The 16,526-nt window shown below is 41.5% G+C and carries 22 protein-coding genes; 20 read left to right on the top strand and 2 right to left on the bottom strand.

Annotation, left to right across the window (positions count from 1 at the left end):
- Positions 1 to 53: 53 nt before the first annotated feature.
- On the bottom strand, positions 54 to 1,709 hold the full coding sequence (locus ACTQ1L_RS02685) for a GGDEF domain-containing protein (protein WP_441365347.1): 1,656 nt from the start codon (positions 1,707 to 1,709) through the stop codon (positions 54 to 56).
- Positions 1,710 to 2,095: 386 nt separating this feature from the next.
- Here ACTQ1L_RS02685 and ybaK point away from each other — a divergent pair, with 386 nt between their 5' ends.
- The 4 genes from ybaK (at position 2,096) to ACTQ1L_RS02665 (ending at position 7,401) form a co-directional block, all read left to right on the top strand.
- The gene (ybaK, locus tag ACTQ1L_RS02680; protein WP_015569179.1) at positions 2,096 to 2,575 is read left to right on the top strand and encodes a Cys-tRNA(Pro) deacylase; all 480 of its coding nucleotides are present in this window, start codon (positions 2,096 to 2,098) and stop codon (positions 2,573 to 2,575) included.
- A 143-nt stretch (positions 2,576 to 2,718) separates the two neighbouring features.
- On the top strand, positions 2,719 to 3,807 hold the full coding sequence (gene trpS / locus ACTQ1L_RS02675) for a tryptophan--tRNA ligase (RefSeq protein ID WP_441365346.1): 1,089 nt from the start codon (positions 2,719 to 2,721) through the stop codon (positions 3,805 to 3,807).
- Positions 3,808 to 3,839: 32 nt separating this feature from the next.
- On the top strand, positions 3,840 to 4,781 hold the full coding sequence (locus tag ACTQ1L_RS02670; RefSeq protein WP_441365345.1) for a magnesium transporter CorA family protein: 942 nt from the start codon (positions 3,840 to 3,842) through the stop codon (positions 4,779 to 4,781).
- A 163-nt stretch (positions 4,782 to 4,944) separates the two neighbouring features.
- On the top strand, positions 4,945 to 7,401 hold the full coding sequence (locus ACTQ1L_RS02665) for a methyl-accepting chemotaxis protein (protein ID WP_441365344.1): 2,457 nt from the start codon (positions 4,945 to 4,947) through the stop codon (positions 7,399 to 7,401).
- Positions 7,402 to 7,473: 72 nt separating this feature from the next.
- Here ACTQ1L_RS02665 and ACTQ1L_RS02660 read toward each other — a convergent pair whose 3' ends face one another.
- Positions 7,474 to 8,358: a class I SAM-dependent methyltransferase gene (locus tag ACTQ1L_RS02660; protein ID WP_441365343.1), complete on the bottom strand. Its 885-nt coding sequence runs from the start codon at positions 8,356 to 8,358 to the stop codon at positions 7,474 to 7,476.
- Positions 8,359 to 8,773: 415 nt separating this feature from the next.
- Between ACTQ1L_RS02660 and rpsJ the strand changes: the two genes are divergently transcribed.
- The 16 genes from rpsJ to rpsH all read left to right on the top strand — a co-directional run bounded on the left by rpsJ (position 8,774) and on the right by rpsH (position 16,354).
- Entirely contained in the window at positions 8,774 to 9,091 is a 318-nt protein-coding gene (gene rpsJ, locus ACTQ1L_RS02655; RefSeq protein ID WP_012741326.1) for a 30S ribosomal protein S10, read from the top strand.
- A 178-nt stretch (positions 9,092 to 9,269) separates the two neighbouring features.
- Positions 9,270 to 9,953: a 50S ribosomal protein L3 gene (rplC, locus tag ACTQ1L_RS02650; RefSeq protein WP_441365342.1), complete on the top strand. Its 684-nt coding sequence runs from the start codon at positions 9,270 to 9,272 to the stop codon at positions 9,951 to 9,953.
- Positions 9,954 to 9,981: 28 nt separating this feature from the next.
- On the top strand, positions 9,982 to 10,602 hold the full coding sequence (gene rplD / locus ACTQ1L_RS02645) for a 50S ribosomal protein L4 (RefSeq protein ID WP_055163633.1): 621 nt from the start codon (positions 9,982 to 9,984) through the stop codon (positions 10,600 to 10,602).
- A complete protein-coding gene (gene rplW, locus ACTQ1L_RS02640) occupies positions 10,602 to 10,901 on the top strand; it encodes a 50S ribosomal protein L23 (protein WP_012741329.1) in 300 nt (99 codons plus the stop codon). Before rplD ends, rplW begins: the two co-directional genes overlap by 1 nt.
- Before the next feature lie 183 nt (positions 10,902 to 11,084).
- Entirely contained in the window at positions 11,085 to 11,930 is an 846-nt protein-coding gene (gene rplB / locus ACTQ1L_RS02635) for a 50S ribosomal protein L2 (RefSeq protein WP_441365341.1), read from the top strand.
- A 16-nt stretch (positions 11,931 to 11,946) separates the two neighbouring features.
- Positions 11,947 to 12,228, top strand: coding sequence for a 30S ribosomal protein S19 (rpsS, locus tag ACTQ1L_RS02630; RefSeq protein WP_012741331.1), 282 nt, complete (start codon positions 11,947 to 11,949; stop codon positions 12,226 to 12,228).
- Between the two features lie 25 nt (positions 12,229 to 12,253).
- Positions 12,254 to 12,649 (top strand): 50S ribosomal protein L22, encoded by a 396-nt coding sequence (gene rplV / locus ACTQ1L_RS02625; protein WP_012741332.1) that lies wholly within the window; start codon positions 12,254 to 12,256, stop codon positions 12,647 to 12,649.
- A 9-nt stretch (positions 12,650 to 12,658) separates the two neighbouring features.
- Complete coding sequence (rpsC, locus tag ACTQ1L_RS02620) at positions 12,659 to 13,315, top strand: 30S ribosomal protein S3 (RefSeq protein ID WP_012741333.1); 657 nt, start codon at positions 12,659 to 12,661, stop codon at positions 13,313 to 13,315.
- A 2-nt stretch (positions 13,316 to 13,317) separates the two neighbouring features.
- Positions 13,318 to 13,755 carry a 50S ribosomal protein L16 gene (gene rplP / locus ACTQ1L_RS02615; protein ID WP_012741334.1) on the top strand — a complete coding sequence of 146 codons (438 nt, stop codon included), beginning with the start codon at positions 13,318 to 13,320 and terminating at the stop codon, positions 13,753 to 13,755.
- Positions 13,745 to 13,948: a 50S ribosomal protein L29 gene (rpmC, locus tag ACTQ1L_RS02610; RefSeq protein WP_012741335.1), complete on the top strand. Its 204-nt coding sequence runs from the start codon at positions 13,745 to 13,747 to the stop codon at positions 13,946 to 13,948. The genes rplP and rpmC overlap by 11 nt, the downstream gene beginning before the upstream one ends.
- Positions 13,949 to 13,978: 30 nt before the next feature.
- Positions 13,979 to 14,236, top strand: a complete 258-nt coding sequence (rpsQ, locus tag ACTQ1L_RS02605; protein ID WP_012741336.1) for a 30S ribosomal protein S17 — start codon at positions 13,979 to 13,981, stop codon at positions 14,234 to 14,236.
- Between the two features lie 18 nt (positions 14,237 to 14,254).
- Positions 14,255 to 14,623 carry a 50S ribosomal protein L14 gene (rplN, locus tag ACTQ1L_RS02600; RefSeq protein WP_007885948.1) on the top strand — a complete coding sequence of 123 codons (369 nt, stop codon included), beginning with the start codon at positions 14,255 to 14,257 and terminating at the stop codon, positions 14,621 to 14,623.
- An 11-nt stretch (positions 14,624 to 14,634) separates the two neighbouring features.
- Positions 14,635 to 14,946 carry a 50S ribosomal protein L24 gene (rplX, locus tag ACTQ1L_RS02595; protein ID WP_012741337.1) on the top strand — a complete coding sequence of 104 codons (312 nt, stop codon included), beginning with the start codon at positions 14,635 to 14,637 and terminating at the stop codon, positions 14,944 to 14,946.
- A gap of 23 nt (positions 14,947 to 14,969) precedes the next feature.
- Entirely contained in the window at positions 14,970 to 15,509 is a 540-nt protein-coding gene (gene rplE, locus ACTQ1L_RS02590; RefSeq protein ID WP_321112132.1) for a 50S ribosomal protein L5, read from the top strand.
- Positions 15,510 to 15,523: 14 nt separating this feature from the next.
- Positions 15,524 to 15,709: a type Z 30S ribosomal protein S14 gene (locus ACTQ1L_RS02585; protein WP_015515536.1), complete on the top strand. Its 186-nt coding sequence runs from the start codon at positions 15,524 to 15,526 to the stop codon at positions 15,707 to 15,709.
- Positions 15,710 to 15,952: 243 nt separating this feature from the next.
- On the top strand, positions 15,953 to 16,354 hold the full coding sequence (gene rpsH, locus ACTQ1L_RS02580) for a 30S ribosomal protein S8 (RefSeq protein WP_041254423.1): 402 nt from the start codon (positions 15,953 to 15,955) through the stop codon (positions 16,352 to 16,354).
- Positions 16,355 to 16,526: the final 172 nt, after the last annotated feature.

The following is a 16,526-nucleotide window of genomic DNA, read 5'->3' as shown; positions in this document are numbered from 1 at the left end:
TGTTCTTGCGATATTATATTTAGATGTCAGACCGTCTTTTATATAGCGATGTACTATGATGTGCGGTGCTTCATGGTACGTTTTTTCTCGTACATCAAAGAATCGGCTTCACGGATTATATCATTAATGTCCATTGAATTGTTTTCGTCAAGCACATAATAGCCCATTGCAACCGTGATAGGCACGAGATTATCACCGTCAGAGATACTGCCGAAGTTTGCAATAAGATGGTCGTTTGCCTGAAGAAACTTATCCTCTATACCGGGTGTTGTCGATATAAATACAAATTCATCACCGCCGATTCGATAGCACTGGCCATATTTACCGAGGGAAGCGTTGAACACATCTGCAACGCGTTTTATCATCTCATCACCCTTCTGATGGCCCATTGTGTCATTTACCTTTTTGAGATTGTTTACATCATAAATTGCAAATAATATATATGGGACTTTGTTATTTTCAAGCTCCTTTACCTTTTCCATATAAGAGGTACGGTTGAGCAGATCAGTGAGTCCATCGTGATAAGCCAGACGGCTGAGCAATTCGTTCTTAATGTTACGCTGATAAGCTACCAGGACTTTTTTTACAATCTGGACAATCTCCATTGTGACAAAAATCAATACACCAAGTCTGACAAAATAGCTTGTCTCATGTCCGATGCCGCGCCATAAAACTATGATGTCGGTCAGAATCAGCACACATAGCATGATACAGCCCAGGTTATGGTAGAAATTTTTAATCGGGCTTTGTATAATGCTTTTTACCGTTGAAATCAGGATAAAAATCGTGGATATGGCAAACATAATGTGTGTTAGAATAAGTGTCTGGTGATAATCCCTGATTCCTGATATTTCGCAAATAAAGCAGCCTGCAAATGTGAGCTCACAAATAAAACATAGTATTGTACTGATTTTTTTGCTGTATTTATCATACATGTGGCAAAAAAACAACAAAAAAGGTGGAATAACCAACTGCATTGCTGTTTCTGCAATCATATGATAAATATGGGCATTGCCATACACAAGCTGTAAATATCTGCTGTCAGTTGTGAGAAATAATCCTGATATAAAGGTTACTGCACCAAGGAATAAAAGCTCATGTCCGATTATCTGCTGATGCGTCAGCGGAATGAAAAGAAGGAGCATTGCAATACCGAGTACCATTGTTATAAAGCTAAGACAAAATGCAGGAAATTTGTTCTGCTGTTCAGACTGTATAATATCTGTGATGTCGCCAAGATACATATCGCTCAGCTTGGCACTGTCATCATTCATATATGGATTTTCCACTTCAATTTCAAGTATCTTTCCGGCGCTTTGAGCAGGTATAAAAACCTGGACAAAAAGTGCTCCCGGTGTTTTGCCAAAAAGCTGCTGACTGAAAATGGGATTTGAGTATTGACAGATACCATCAATAAATACCTTTATATTTGAAGTCTTTGCAAAGAAAAACAGTGTTTTATCACAATCAGATTCCTGTATTGTACGATGAATTATGGTATTACCTGATATGTGGTTGAGCGACGCTTCAGAATTATCATAGCTAAGCCATCCTGTCGAAAAATCGGTGTAGCTATCGTCGGATTTAGATTCATGATTACTGATTGGAATGGTAGCGCCTATGAGCATCATCATAACTGCAAAAATAAGTATAAAATATCCCCAGACAGGGATATGGGCTACATTTATTTTCGGTTGAGTTTTTTCCATATGATCGATCTCCTTAATTAATGGAAAGTGTCGTTATTTTTGTAGTACTCTAGTTCTATAGCTTTAATATACAATATAATGTAGGTGCTTGCAAGCGTGATTTTGTTTTTCGGACTAAAAGATGGAAAAATTATTTACGATATCAAGTTTCCGTTGTATTATAATAACAAGGAACGAACCTATATAATAAATATCGAAGCGCAAAAAGTACAAGAGCCTCAAAGTTTGGATATGAGTTGATAAATAGGATGATATACTATATATGCAGGATGGTATCATCACAAAAAGGAACTGAATTTATACACTCGGATTATGATAACATTAAAAAGGTCTATAGCATATAGATATGGACTATATCTTAATTTTATTGGAGGAAAGATAGTATAATGGGAAAAAAAGAAGCAAAGACAAATGCAATAAGAATACTGGAAACAATGAAGATTCCATATGAGGCACGCACATACGAGTGCGATGACTTTGTGGATGCTGCGCAGATAGCAGACAAGCTGGGGCTTGACCACGCAGGCATGTACAAGACTATCACGACAGTTGGCAAAAGCGGCGGATACTATGTGTTTGTGGTACCGATAGATGACGAAATTGATTTCAAAAAAGCCGCAAAGGCAGCAGGTGAGAAATCAATAGAGATGCTGCATCTCAAGGATTTGACAAAGGTTACAGGATATATAAGGGGCGGCTGTACATCAATCGGCATGAAAAAGCAGTATCCTACATTTATCCATGAGGCAGCTAAGGAGCAGGATAAAATCACGGTCAGCGGAGGCAGGCTTGGGCTTCAGATTACGCTGTCACCGGATGATTTGTGCAGGGCGGCAAAGGCAGAGTATGCAGATATCATAAAATAATTAAAATGAGAGTTCTTTTTCCTAGGCTTTTACACGTCAGTGTGTTATAATAAAAGAAGCTGGCGATTGCTAAGACCGACGGTTTGGCGAATAAACCTACAATGCAATCGTAATAATAGAACTAAAGCAGAGGAATAATAGAGATGGAAAAAATTATTTTAACAGGAGACAGACCAACAGGAAGACTCCATATAGGACATTACGTGGGCTCACTTCGCAGAAGAGTTGAGCTTCAGAATTCAGGAGAGTATGACAAAATATTTATCATGATTGCCGATGCACAGGCACTCACAGACAATTTTGACAACCCTGAGAAAATCAGACAGAATATCATAGAGGTAGCACTTGATTACCTCTCAGCGGGACTCGACCCGGCCAAGTCTACACTGTTTGTACAGTCGCAGATACCGGAGCTTACTGAGCTTACATTTTTCTACTCAAATCTCGTTACAGTATCGAGACTTCAGAGAAACCCTACAGTAAAGAATGAGATTAAGCTAAGAAATTTCGAGGCAAGTATACCGGTTGGCTTTTTCAATTATCCAATCAGCCAGGCAGCAGATATCACTGCCTTCAAGGCTACAACTGTTCCGGTTGGAGAGGACCAGCTCCCAATGATAGAGCAGACCAGGGAGATTGTCAGAAAGTTTAATTCTATCTATGATGAGGTGCTCGTTGAGCCGGATGTGCTTTTACCTGAGAATGAGGCATGCTGCCGTCTTCCGGGTACAGATGGCGGACAGAAGATGAGCAAATCTCTCGGAAACTGCATTTACCTCGCTGATACAGAGGCAGATGTAAAGAAAAAAGTCATGAGCATGTATACAGATCCTACTCATATCCAGATCTCTGATCCTGGACACCTTGAGGGCAATACTGTATTTACATATCTCGATGCATTTTCAAAGCCTGAGCATTTTGAGGAATATCTGCCTGAGTATGCTAACCTTCAGGAGCTTAAAGACCACTATACAAGAGGCGGTCTTGGTGATGTGAAGATAAAGAAATTCCTCAACAATATCATGCAGGAGGAACTTGCACCTATCCGCGCAAGAAGAGCGGAGTTTGAGAAGGATATTCCTGCTGTATACGAGATCCTTAAGAAGGGCAGTGAGACAGCAAGAGAGCGTGCTGCACAGACTATGGCTGAGGTTAAGCGTGCAATGAAGATCAACTATTTTGAGGACGCGGAGCTTATAAAGAGCCAGAGCGAGAAATATTCTGAGAATTAATATAGAAGTCAGAGACAATCCAAGGAGGCATCATGGTCAAGTTTTACAGGACAGATGACAAGTTAATACATGAGGTAGACAGGATTCAGGGCGGAGCCTGGATTCAGATGGTCAACCCGTCTGTCGCGGAGGGCCAGATGGTTGCCGAGGAGCTGAATGTTGATATAGAAGATGTGCTTTCCGCACTCGATGAGGAGGAGAGCTCACGTATCGAGCTGCAGGACGGATACACACTGATATTGGTGGATATCCCATCCATAGAGACAAGACACGATAAGGAATCCTATACGACAATCCCGCTCGGCATTATCCTGACAGATGATGAAATCGTCACAGTATGTACGGAGGATACACCTGTACTTCAGGTATTCCTCAATAACCGGGTAAAGGAATTCAGCACAAAGAAAAAACTCAGATTTGTGTATCAGATACTTTACAGGATTTCGGTTTTGTATCAGAATGATCTGCGCATAATTGACAAGATGCGTACTGAGATCGAGGAACGAGTAGGCGAGGATACAGAAGAGGACGATTTGATCGCGCTTCATGAGCTTGAGTCCACACTCGTATACTTTGCCACATCTCTTCGTGCAAATGGCGTTGTGCTTGAACGACTGACCAGATACAAGCGCCTTGAGCAGTATCCCGAGGACAAAGAGCTGCTTGGAGATGTTATTGTTGAGAACAAGCAGGCTATCGAGATGACTGGTATTTACCGAGATATCATAAACGGTACCAGAGAGCTGATGAGTACAGTGATCGACAACAGGCTTAATAATGTCATGAAGATACTGACAGTCATTACGCTTATCATGGCTATCCCGACAGTTATTTCCGGTATATACGGCATGAATGTCAGTTCAAAGTGGGTTCCGCTGGCGAACACGGCACACGGATTTCTTATCATATGCGGTATCATGATCATCATATGTGTGCTTATACTGATACTTCTCAAGAAAAAACGAATACTTTGATTTTTATTATCAGGGCTGTGAAATTTCACAGTCCTTTTTTATCATATTTTTAAATTATTTATCAATAAGCATTGTTAAATGTGTAAAATTATAGTAAAATAGCCCTAAGACTAGAATTACAGACTAAATGAACTATAAAAATACTTTGACAGGGGACAAATGTATGAAATCAAAAAAACTTAACATTGGAAGCTTCGGAAGTATCCGGGGAAAAATAGTTCTGATAAGTGCAGTATCTGTTGTTACTTCGTTCGTGCTTGGAACTTCAGGTATCGTGGCACTTAATAAGACGGCGAGCAATAATACAATATTGCAGGATATCAACAAGATCAATCTGGCACAGAATGAGAATCAGGCATTAGATACATCTTATTGCTATTATCTTGACAGCAAATATCTGGAGAATATCGTCTCTAATCTGGAGGATATGAGCGGTGATGCTGAATCGGCCGGAAAGCATGCGAGTCTTTCCTGGAAAAAAGATATTTCCGAGATGGAAACAGTACTCAATCAGACAAAGGACAATTATTCACAGATACTTGATCTGAGTAACAAGCGTGGATTTACCGATGATTCAGGAATGTATCAGACGTTTCTTGCTGATGATGAGGCATTGAATGATGCATTCGCAGTGATAAAGGATGATAAAGACTGGGTTGACGGATCATGGGTCAAGCTTGCGGGAGCAGGTCAGCCGGCACAGCTTGCAGGACAGGATCTTGTAAAACTTTCGTATTCGAATGCAATTCCTCAGGAAGGAAAGAGAATATATCTCTATGTACGTCTCGGAGGCAATTCTATAGATTACAATGGCAAGGTATACGTAAACAATCTTGCTTTCCACAAGGGTGACCAGACTACACCTATAGATCTGAGCGCATTTTCTGACACTGATCTTAACGGCTCATACGGAGATGCACTGCAGGGACTTTCGATAGAGGATGTTGATGGACAGAAGACTATCTGCGTTGACGGACTTTTTACAGCTGCAAATGCACAGTGGGAAGAAATAGCAATAAAGATACCGGCAGACAAGCTCGATATGCAAAACTATGACAGCTTCTCATATGATATGTATGTTTCATCCACACCGGAAGATATGCAGGCAGCATGTGCATTTTCAGAAAAATATGATTTTGCATCAGGATTATCACAGCTTAATTCAGACTTTGCAGCATACAGCCGGCTGGTTGTAGAGGGCAAGGATGTGACGGATGCGGCACAGACTGTAACAGATGACCTTCAGCTCATAACAGACAATATCGGCGTGTATGTGCGTGATGGCGATACAAAGGATACTGTCACTACCGATATGGCTGAGAAACAGAAGGCATATACCGATATAGCGGATGTGGATCAGCAGATCCTCAAGCTTAAGCAGGACAATGCCACACAGTTTAGCAACCTGACAAAGCTTACATCAGAACTCAAGGACAGCGTACAGTCAAGCAATGATGCGGCAAAGACGAGCACTCTTTTGATCATGGTTGTTATACTCGTCATAGGTCTGGCAGTGATCGTTGTGATAGCGGTTGCGGTAAACCGTTCAATGAATCACAGTATTGCAAGATTCAAAGATACTTTGTCAAAGATGACTGATGGTGATCTGACAGTAAGGGCACAGGATACCGGAAAAGATGAGTTCTCGATATTTGGCGCATACGTAAATAAATTCCTGGATAAGATTTCTGATATCATGAAATCTGTACAGCTTATTGCAACAGATGTAAACCAGGCCGGAGAAGAGCTTGATAATATGGCCTCACGAAGCAGTGAGACATCAGAAGAGATCGGAAAGTCTGTAGAGGATATCGCACAGGGCGCTACTTCACAGGCACGAGAGGTGGATTCTTCATCAAATGAGATGGAAGGCATGGGCAGTGCTTTTGACAATATCGTGGAGAATGTTGATGACCTTGGAAAGACAGCATTGGAGATGAAACAGGTCAGCACAGAGTCTTCTGTAAATATGAAGGAACTCAGCGAAGCAAATGAGAAAACAGCAGAAGCATTTGAACAGGTTGTACATCAGACACATACGACAAATGAATCTGTCCAGAAGATCAAAGAGGCTGCTGAGCTTATAACATCGATTGCCAGCCAGACAAACCTGCTTTCTCTCAATGCCAGCATAGAGGCAGCAAGAGCCGGCGAGGCAGGAAGAGGATTCGCGGTGGTTGCAACGGAGATCCAGCAGCTTGCAGAGCAGTCAAGCTCATCTGCGGATATCATAAAGAATATCATAGCAGAGCTTACTGACGAAGCAGAGAGAACCGTGGCGATCGTTGACGAAGTTACACAGATAGTAAATGCGCAGCAGGATAAACTTGTTGAAACTCAGGACAAGTTCAATGTACTTGAGAATGGAATTGCTCTTTCAAATGAAAAGACAGCAGCTATTAAAGATTGTACAAAGACTTGTGATGATGCAAGAAGAAATGTCGAACAGATTATTGTGAGCCTTGCATCAATATCAGAAGAAAATGCGGCATCTACAGAGCAGACAACAGCGTCTATGCTTGAGCTTGGCGAGGTTATTGCAAACCTTGCCGGCAAAGCAAATGAGCTTAAGGATATGTCACAGAAGCTTGATGCAGATCTTAAATTCTTCAGAATCTAAAAATGGTATATTATAAGTAAGAAAAAGAGAGCGGAAACATACGAAAATGTGTTTCTGCTCTCTTTTTATCGATTATCGTCCCTCAAAGCGTCCACTGGCGCCACATGGAAGTACAAGACCGTTAGAAGAAACCGGGATACCAATCTCACTGGCGGTAACTTTTCCGTCGAATTTCTTTAACGCTGTGCTTATCATATAAGTAAGTACTGCGGGCTGGAGGCCTGTAGTGTATGAATTGATCAGGAAGAAAAGCGGCTTGTTGGTAAGGAGCTTTGCACAAAGCTGCACAAGCGGATATACGCTTTCCTCGATTTTCCAAATTTCACCCTTAGGACCTCTGCCGTATGACGGCGGATCCATTATGATGGCATCGTAATGATTGCCACGGCGGATTTCACGCTCAACAAACTTCACACAATCATCCACAAGCCATCTGATAGGTGCGTCACCAAGACCGCTGCTTACAGCGTTTTCCTTAGCCCATGTGACCATGCCCTTTGAAGCGTCCACATGTGTGACAGCGGCGCCTGCGGCAGCAGCAGCGAGAGTGGCACCTCCGGTGTATGCAAAGAGATTTAATACCTTTATATCACGACCGATTTTTTTTGCATCATAAATCTTCTTTGAAAACCAGTCCCAATTGGCAGCCTGCTCAGGAAACAGACCGGTGTGCTTGAAGCTGAATGGTTTTAAGTGAAATGTGAGCTCTTTATTAATAGGAAGAGAGTAGTTTATGGTCCACTCCTGTGGCAGATCAAAAAACTCCCATTCACCACCGCCTTTCTTGCTTCTGTGATAGTGACCGTTAAGCTTTTTCCAGTTCTTATTAGTCTTTGGAGTGTCCCAAATTACCTGGGGATCGGGACGCAGCAAAATATATTTAGACCAACGCTCAAGCTTTTCACCGCATGAGCAGTCGATAACCTCGTAATCTTTCCATCTATCTGCTAACCACATATGTTTATATTCCTTTCTTATCTGCGTGTAAAAAATAAACTACACGTTGCTTGCATTTAATCGGGTTTCTTCTATATAATATACGTGCAAAAGTGTAATTTTTCAATGGAATATTATCCGAAATAAAAAAATAAATTTTTTTTGAAAAAAGTATTGCAATTATTGTAAACGTCATGTATAATATCACTTGCTGTGGCATGATAGCTATGAAGTTTGAAGTTACTGTCCATGAGACAGAGAATTCGGCGGAGCGAATGTCAAGTTAGGAAACTGACGGCAAGTCACTGTACAGAACAGATATGGTCTACAATGTGTAGAAACAACGTGTGAAAGTCTACAGGACACACACGGAGATGTGTACAGTCACCGCTTGTCGTACTGAAGTTAAAAGTGCGAAAAGGAGGCGACTTTTTTTATGGCAAGTCAAGTAATGAGAATTACTCTCAAGGCGTATGATCACGAGTTAGTAGATTCAAGCGCAAAGAAAATCATCGAGACTGTAAAGAAGAATGGATCACAGGTGAGCGGACCGGTACCTCTTCCAACAAAGAAGGAAGTAGTTACAATTCTTAGAGCTACTCACAAGTACAAGGATTCTCGTGAACAGTTCGAGCAGAGAACTCATAAGAGACTTATCGATATCATCAATCCAACACAGAAGACAACAGAGTCTTTATCAAGGATTGAAATGCCAGCTGGTGTTTACATTGATATCAAAATGAAGCAGAAATAAGCTTCAACAATTAATTAGTATATCCCCGAATGGTTTATATAGAAGATACAGTGCGAAAGCATAACGATCTAGTAGGCTGCTCTAGGATGAACGGTTCCGCTACTTGTTCCGGCTAATTCTTCGCGGGCTGGGTTGACAGGCAAGAGGCGTTCCGCTGTAGAAAACAGGAGGTAAAGAAATGAAGAAAGCGATTTTAGCAACAAAAATCGGTATGACACAGATCTTCAATGCAGATGGTGTATTAGTACCTGTAACTGTATTAGAGGCTGGTCCATGTGTTGTAACACAGATCAAAACTGTTGAGAATGATGGTTACAGCGCAGTTCAGGTTGGTTTCGGCGACAAGAAAGAGAAAGTCGTTGAGAAGGATGCCAACGGTAAAAAGAGCGTAGCACACAGACATGGTGTTAACAAGGCTCAGATGGGACACTTCAAAAAAGCAGGTGTTTTAGGAAAGAGATTCGTTCGCGAGTTCAAATTCGAAAACGCAGATGAGTACAATTTAGCAGATGAGATCAAGGCTGACATCTTCGCAGAGGGTGACAAGGTTGATGTAACTGCTATTTCAAAAGGTAAAGGTTTCCAGGGTGCTATCAAGAGATTAGGTCAGCACAGAGGACCAATGGCTCATGGTTCTAAATTCCATCGTCATCAGGGTTCTAACGGTGCTTGTTCTTCACCAAGTAAGGTATTCAAGGGAAAAGGAATGCCTGGACATATGGGTAGCGTAAAGGTTACAACTCAGAATCTCGAGGTTGTAAGAGTTGACGCAGACAAGAACTTACTGTTAATCAAGGGCGCAGTTCCAGGAGCTAAGAAAGCTCTCATTACAGTAAAAGAGACTACAAAATCTGGTAAATAGTGCAAAGTAAGAAAGGAGGAACTTTACGATGGCTAACGTAGCTGTATATAACATGGAAGGCAAAGAAGTCGACAAGATCGAGTTAAATGATTCCATTTTCGGCGTAGAAATTAATGAGCATTTAGTTCATATGGCTGTTCTTCAGCAGCTTGCAAATAAACGTCAGGGAACTCAGAAAGCTAAGACACGTTCTGAAGTTCGCGGTGGCGGAAGAAAACCATGGAGACAGAAGGGAACAGGACATGCACGTCAGGGTTCTACAAGATCTCCACAGTGGACAGGTGGTGGAGTTGTATTCGCTCCTACTCCTAGAGATTACTCATTCAAGCTCAACAAGAAAGAGAAGAGAGCAGCACTTAAGTCTGCACTTACATCAAGAGTTGTTGAGAACAAGTTCGTTGTAGTAGATGAGCTTAAGCTTGATGAGATTAAGACAAAGAAATTCGTAGAAGTATTAAAGAACCTCAATGTTGAGAAGGCACTCGTTATATTAAATGATATGGACGAGAAGGTTATCGCTTCTGCAGCAAACATCCCGACAGTTAAGACAACTCAGACAAATGAGCTTAACGTATTCGATGTATTAAAATATGACACAGTAGTAGTTACAAAGGCTGCTGTAGCAACAATCGAGGAGGTATATGCATAATGGCAAACGTACAGTACTATGATGTAATCCTCAAACCAGTAGTAACTGAGAAGAGTATGAATGCAATGGCTGAGAAGAAATACACATTCCTTGTTCACCCGGATGCAAACAAGACTATGATCAAAGAAGCAGTAGAGAGAATGTTCGAAGGAACAAAGGTTGCCAAAGTTAACACAATGAACTGCGAAGGCAAGAACAAGCGTCGCGGAATGGTAACAGGAAAGACTGCTAAGACAAAGAAGGCTATCGTACAGCTTACAGCAGACAGCAAAGATATCGAGATCTTCGCAGGACTGTAGACCGAGGTCGAAAGCAACTTAATGAAAGTAAGCGTTAGCGCAGCTTGAATTTAGTGCGAGGCCGTTCTGTGAGATTGGCGAAAACGAGCTGATAAGCGAAGTTTAAGCTTAGCGAGCAGAACCACAGAATGATATGCGTCAGAAAAGACGCGATAATGAAAACATATCGAAAGGAGAAACAAAATGGGAATTAAGACATATAACCCATATACACCTTCCAGAAGAAATATGACTGGTTCAGATTTCTCAGAGATTACAAAGACAACTCCTGAGAAGTCACTTGTTACTTCTTTAAAGAAGAACGCTGGTCGTAACAATCAGGGTAAAATCACAGTTAGACACCATGGTGGTGGAAATAGAAGAAAATACAGACTTATCGATTTCAAGAGAAATAAGAAAGACGGTATTCCAGCAACTGTAGTTGGTATCGAGTACGATCCAAACAGAACAGCAAACATCGCACTTATCTGCTATGCAGATGGTGAGAAATCATATATTCTTGCTCCAGCAGGACTTACAGACGGAATGAAGGTTATGAGCGGTGCTCAGGCTGAGGTCAGAGTTGGAAACTGCTTACCACTTGAGAATATCCCAGTTGGTACACAGATTCACAACATCGAGCTTCTTCCTGGAAAGGGCGGACAGCTTGTTCGTTCAGCAGGACTTAGCGCACAGCTTATGGCTAAAGAAGGAAAATATGCAACACTTCGTCTTCCTTCAGGAGAAATGAGAATGGTTCCAATTCAGTGCCGTGCTACAATCGGTGTAATTGGAAACGGAGATCACAACCTCGTAAATATTGGTAAAGCCGGACGTAAGCGTCACATGGGTGTTCGTCCAACAGTTCGTGGATCTGTTATGAACCCTAACGACCATCCACACGGTGGTGGAGAAGGTAAGGCACCTGTAGGACGTCCAGGACCATGTACTCCATGGGGCAAACCTGCACTTGGCTTAAAGACCAGAAAGAAGAACAAACAGTCTAACAAGATGATCGTTCGTAGAAGAGACGGTCGTGCAATCAAATAATTAGGAGGTTGAATAAATGGCACGTTCATTAAAAAAAGGACCATTTGCTGATGAAAGCTTACTTAAAAAAGTAGATGCTATGAACGCTTCTGGTGACAAGTCTGTAATCAAGACATGGTCACGTCGTTCAACAATCTTCCCTTCATTCGTTGGACACACAATTGCTGTTCATGATGGAAGAAAGCATGTTCCTGTATATGTTACAGAGGATATGGTTGGACATAAACTTGGTGAGTTCGTTGCAACAAGAACTTACAGAGGACATGGAAAAGACGAGAAGAAATCAGGCGTAAGATAAGATTTATTGAAAGGAGGTTTCATCCATGGCAAAGGGACATAGATCCAAAATCAAGAGAGAGAGAAATGAAGTTAGAGATACAAGACCTTCAGCAAAGTTATCTTATGCTAGAGTGTCTGTACAGAAAGCTTGTTTCGTTTTAGATGCTATTCGTGGAAAGAGTGTTAACGAAGCACTTGCAATCGTAACATACAATCCTAGATATGCTTCAAGCTTAGTAAAGAAATTATTAGAGTCAGCAATCGCTAACGCAGAAAATAATTATCCGGAAAAGAACTATAAGGCAGAGAACCTTTACGTTGCAGAGTGTTTTGCAAATAAGGGACCAACAATGAAGAGAATTCATCCTAGAGCACAGGGTAGAGCTTACAGAATCGAGAAGAGAATGAGCCACATTACAATCGTGCTTGATGAAAGATAGGAGGCAATCATGGGACAGAAGGTTAATCCTCATGGCTTAAGAGTTGGCGTTATCAAGGACTGGGATTCCAAATGGTATGCAGAGGGTGATTTCGCTGATTACTTAGTAGAAGATTATAATATCAGAACATTTTTAAAGAAAAAATTATACGCAGCTGGTGTTTCAAAGATTGAGATCGAGAGAGCTTCAGATCGCGTTAAGGTTATCATTTATACAGCTAAGCCGGGTGTTGTAATCGGTAAGGGCGGAGCTGAGATCGAGAAGATCAAGGCTGAGGTTCAGAAGCTTACAGACAAGAAATTAGTTGTTGATATCAAAGAAGTAAAGAGACCGGACAAGGATGCACAGCTTGTTGCTGAGAACATCGCTTTACAGCTTGAGAACCGTGTTTCATTCCGTAGAGCAATGAAGTCTTGCATGGGAAGAGCTATGAAGGCCGGCGTTAAAGGAATTAAGACAACATGTTCAGGTCGTCTTGGCGGAGCAGATATGGCTCGTACAGAGACATACAATGATGGAACTACTCCACTCCAGACAATCAGAGCAGATATCGATTATGGATTCGCTGAGGCAGATACAACTTACGGCAAGGTTGGCGTTAAGGTTTGGATCTACAAAGGCGAGGTACTTCCTACAAAAGCAAACAAGGAAGGAGGAGCTAAGTAATTATGTTAATGCCTAAGAGAGTAAAACATCGTAAACAGTTCCGTGGTTCCATGGCAGGAAAAGCTACAAGAGGAAACAAGATCACAAATGGTGAGTATGGTATTGTAGCACTTGAGCCATGCTGGATCAAAGCAAATCAGATTGAGGCTGCCCGTGTAGCTATGACTCGTTACATCAAGCGTGGTGGTAAAGTTTGGATAAAGATTTTCCCGGAGAAACCTGTAACACATAAGCCTATGGGTGTTCGAATGGGTAAAGGAAAGGGTGCCCTTGAGTATTGGGTAGCTGTAGTAAAACCAGGTAGAGTATTATTTGAAATCTCCGGAGTACCGGAAGACGTGGCTAAAGAAGCTTTACGTCTTGCTACACACAAATTACCTTGCAAGTGTAAAGTAGTTTCTCGTGCAGATTTAGAAGGCGGTGAGTCAAATGAAAACTAGTGCATACGTTAAAGAGTTACAGGCACAGAGCGTAGAGCAGTTACAGGCACAGCTCGTTGATGCTAAAAAAGAACTTTTCAATTTAAGATTCCAGAATGCAACTAACCAGTTAGATAACACAGCAAGAATCAAAGAGGTTCGTAAGAACATCGCTAGAATTCAGACTGTTATCACTGCAAAGGCTGCAGAATAGTTTATCCTATCAGAAAGGAGATTTTAGACCGTGGAAGAAAGAAATCTTAGAAAAACACGTGTTGGTGTTGTTGTAAGCGATAAGATGGACAAGACAATCGTTGTAGCTGTAAGAGATAACGTAAGACATCCTCTTTACAACAAGATCGTTAAGAAGACTTATAAATTAAAAGCTCATGACGAGAAAAACGATGCAAAGATCGGTGATACAGTCAGAGTTATGGAAACAAGACCTTTATCTAAAGATAAGAGATGGAGACTTGTAGAAATCATGGAAAGAGCAAAATAATAAAAGGAGGCTACAAGCATGGTACAGCAGGAAAGCAGACTCAAGGTGGCTGATAACACTGGCGCTAAAGAGTTACTTGTTATCCGCGTTATGGGTGGATCTACCAGAAGATATGCGAACATCGGTGATGTAATCGTTGCTACTGTTAAAGATGCAACACCAGGCGGTGTTGTTAAAAAAGGCGATGTAGTTAAAGCCGTAGTAGTTCGTTCAGTAAAAGGTGCTCGTCGTAAAGACGGATCTTATATAAAGTTTGATGAGAACGCAGCAGTAATCATCAAAGATGACAAAACTCCAAAAGGAACACGTATATTTGGACCAGTAGCTCGTGAGCTTCGTGAGAAACAGTTCATGAAGATTGTTTCTCTGGCTCCGGAAGTATTATAGGAGGAACGTCAATGGCAACTATGAAAATCAAAAAAGGCGACCTTGTTAAGGTTATCGCTGGAAAAGATATCAACAATGAGGGCAAGGTAATTGCCGTAAACGCAAAGAACAATACACTTCTTGTTGAAGGAATCAACATGGTTACTAAGCATACAAAACCAAGTATGTCAAATCAGCAGGGCGGTATCGTTCATCAGGAGGCTCCAATTGATGCTTCCAACGTAATGCTCATCCATGACGGAAAGCCTACTCGTGTAGGATTCAAGATGGATGGAGACAAGAAAGTTCGCTTTGCTAAATCAACAGGCAAGGTTATCGACTAATTGGAGAGAGGAGGATTAAGACATTGAGTAGACTTAGAGAACAGTACGAAAATGAGATCAAGGACGCAATGATCAAAAAGTTCGGATACAAAAACGCAATGGAAATTCCAAAGCTTGACAAGATCGTAGTTAACATGGGTGTTGGTGAAGCTAAGGAAAACGCTAAGATTCTTGAGGCAGCCGTTAAGGATATGGAAGCCATCACAGGACAGAAAGCAGTTACAACTAAAGCAAAGAATGCTATAGCTAACTTTAAAATCAGAGAAGGAATGCCAATCGGATGTAAGGTTACATTACGTGGTGAGAAGATGTACGAGTTTGCAGATCGTCTCATCAACTTAGCATTACCTCGTGTACGTGACTTCAGAGGTGTTAACCCTAACGCATTTGATGGCCGTGGAAACTATGCCCTTGGAATTAAAGAGCAGATCATCTTCCCTGAGATCGAGTATGATAAGGTAGATAAGGTTCGTGGTATGGACATTATCTTCGTTACTACAGCTAAGACAGACGAAGAGGCACGTGAGTTATTGGCACAGTTCAATATGCCATTCGCTAAATAATCGGAGGAATTCTAATGGCTAAGACAAGTATGAAAATCAAACAGCAGCGTGCACCAAAGTTCTCTACAAGAGCTTATACACGTTGTAGAATTTGTGGTCGTCCACATTCAGTTTTAAAGAAATACGGAATCTGCAGAGTATGCTTCCGTGAGTTAGCATACAAGGGACAGATCCCAGGCGTTAAGAAAGCTAGCTGGTAAGCCCGAAAGCAACTTAGTGAACACAAGCGCATATGCGCTGTGTGAGCTTAGTGCGAGGGCGTTCTCTGAGCCATGAACACTTGATGAGTGCACGTGTAAGCGTTGCACGAATCTAGTGAGAATGCTGTTCTTTGAGCAAAGCGAGAAGAACTTCATCAGCGAAGAGAACTTCCTTTCAGCAACAGCTGTTTTTATAAATAACTATATTAACAAACATATTTAAGGAGGATATCGTTCATTATGATGATGACAAGTGATCCAATCGCAGATATGCTTACAAGAATTCGTAACGCAAATACTGCAAAACATGATACAGTAGACATCCCAGCTTCTAAGATTAAAGTAGCAATCGCTGGAATCCTTGTAGATGAGGGATTCATCGAGAAATACGACATCGTTGAGGATGGAAAAATCAAGACAATCCATGTTACATTAAAATATGGTGCTGATAAGAACGAGAAGGTTATTACAGGCATCAAGAGAATTTCTAAGCCAGGTCTTCGTGTATACGCAGGCAAGGATGAGATTCCTTCAGTACTTGGTGGACTTGGAATCGCTATTCTTTCAACTAACCAGGGTATCGTAACTGATAAAGAGGCTAGAAAGCTTCAGGTTGGTGGCGAAGTTTTAGCATTCGTTTGGTAGCCCGAAAGCAACTTAATGAACACAAGCGCTTGCGCGCTGTGTGAATTTAGTGCGAGGGCGTTCTCTGAGCCATGAACACTTGATTAGTGCACGTGTAAGCGTTGAACGAATCTAGTGAGAATGCTGTTCTTTGAGCAAAGCGAGAAGAACTTCATTAGCGAAGAGAACATGC

It is taken from the genome of Agathobacter sp. LCP21S3_B2, from assembly GCF_052118705.1.
Classification (GTDB): domain Bacteria; phylum Bacillota; class Clostridia; order Lachnospirales; family Lachnospiraceae; genus Roseburia.
This window is presented reverse-complemented; position numbering and strand designations above follow the sequence as displayed.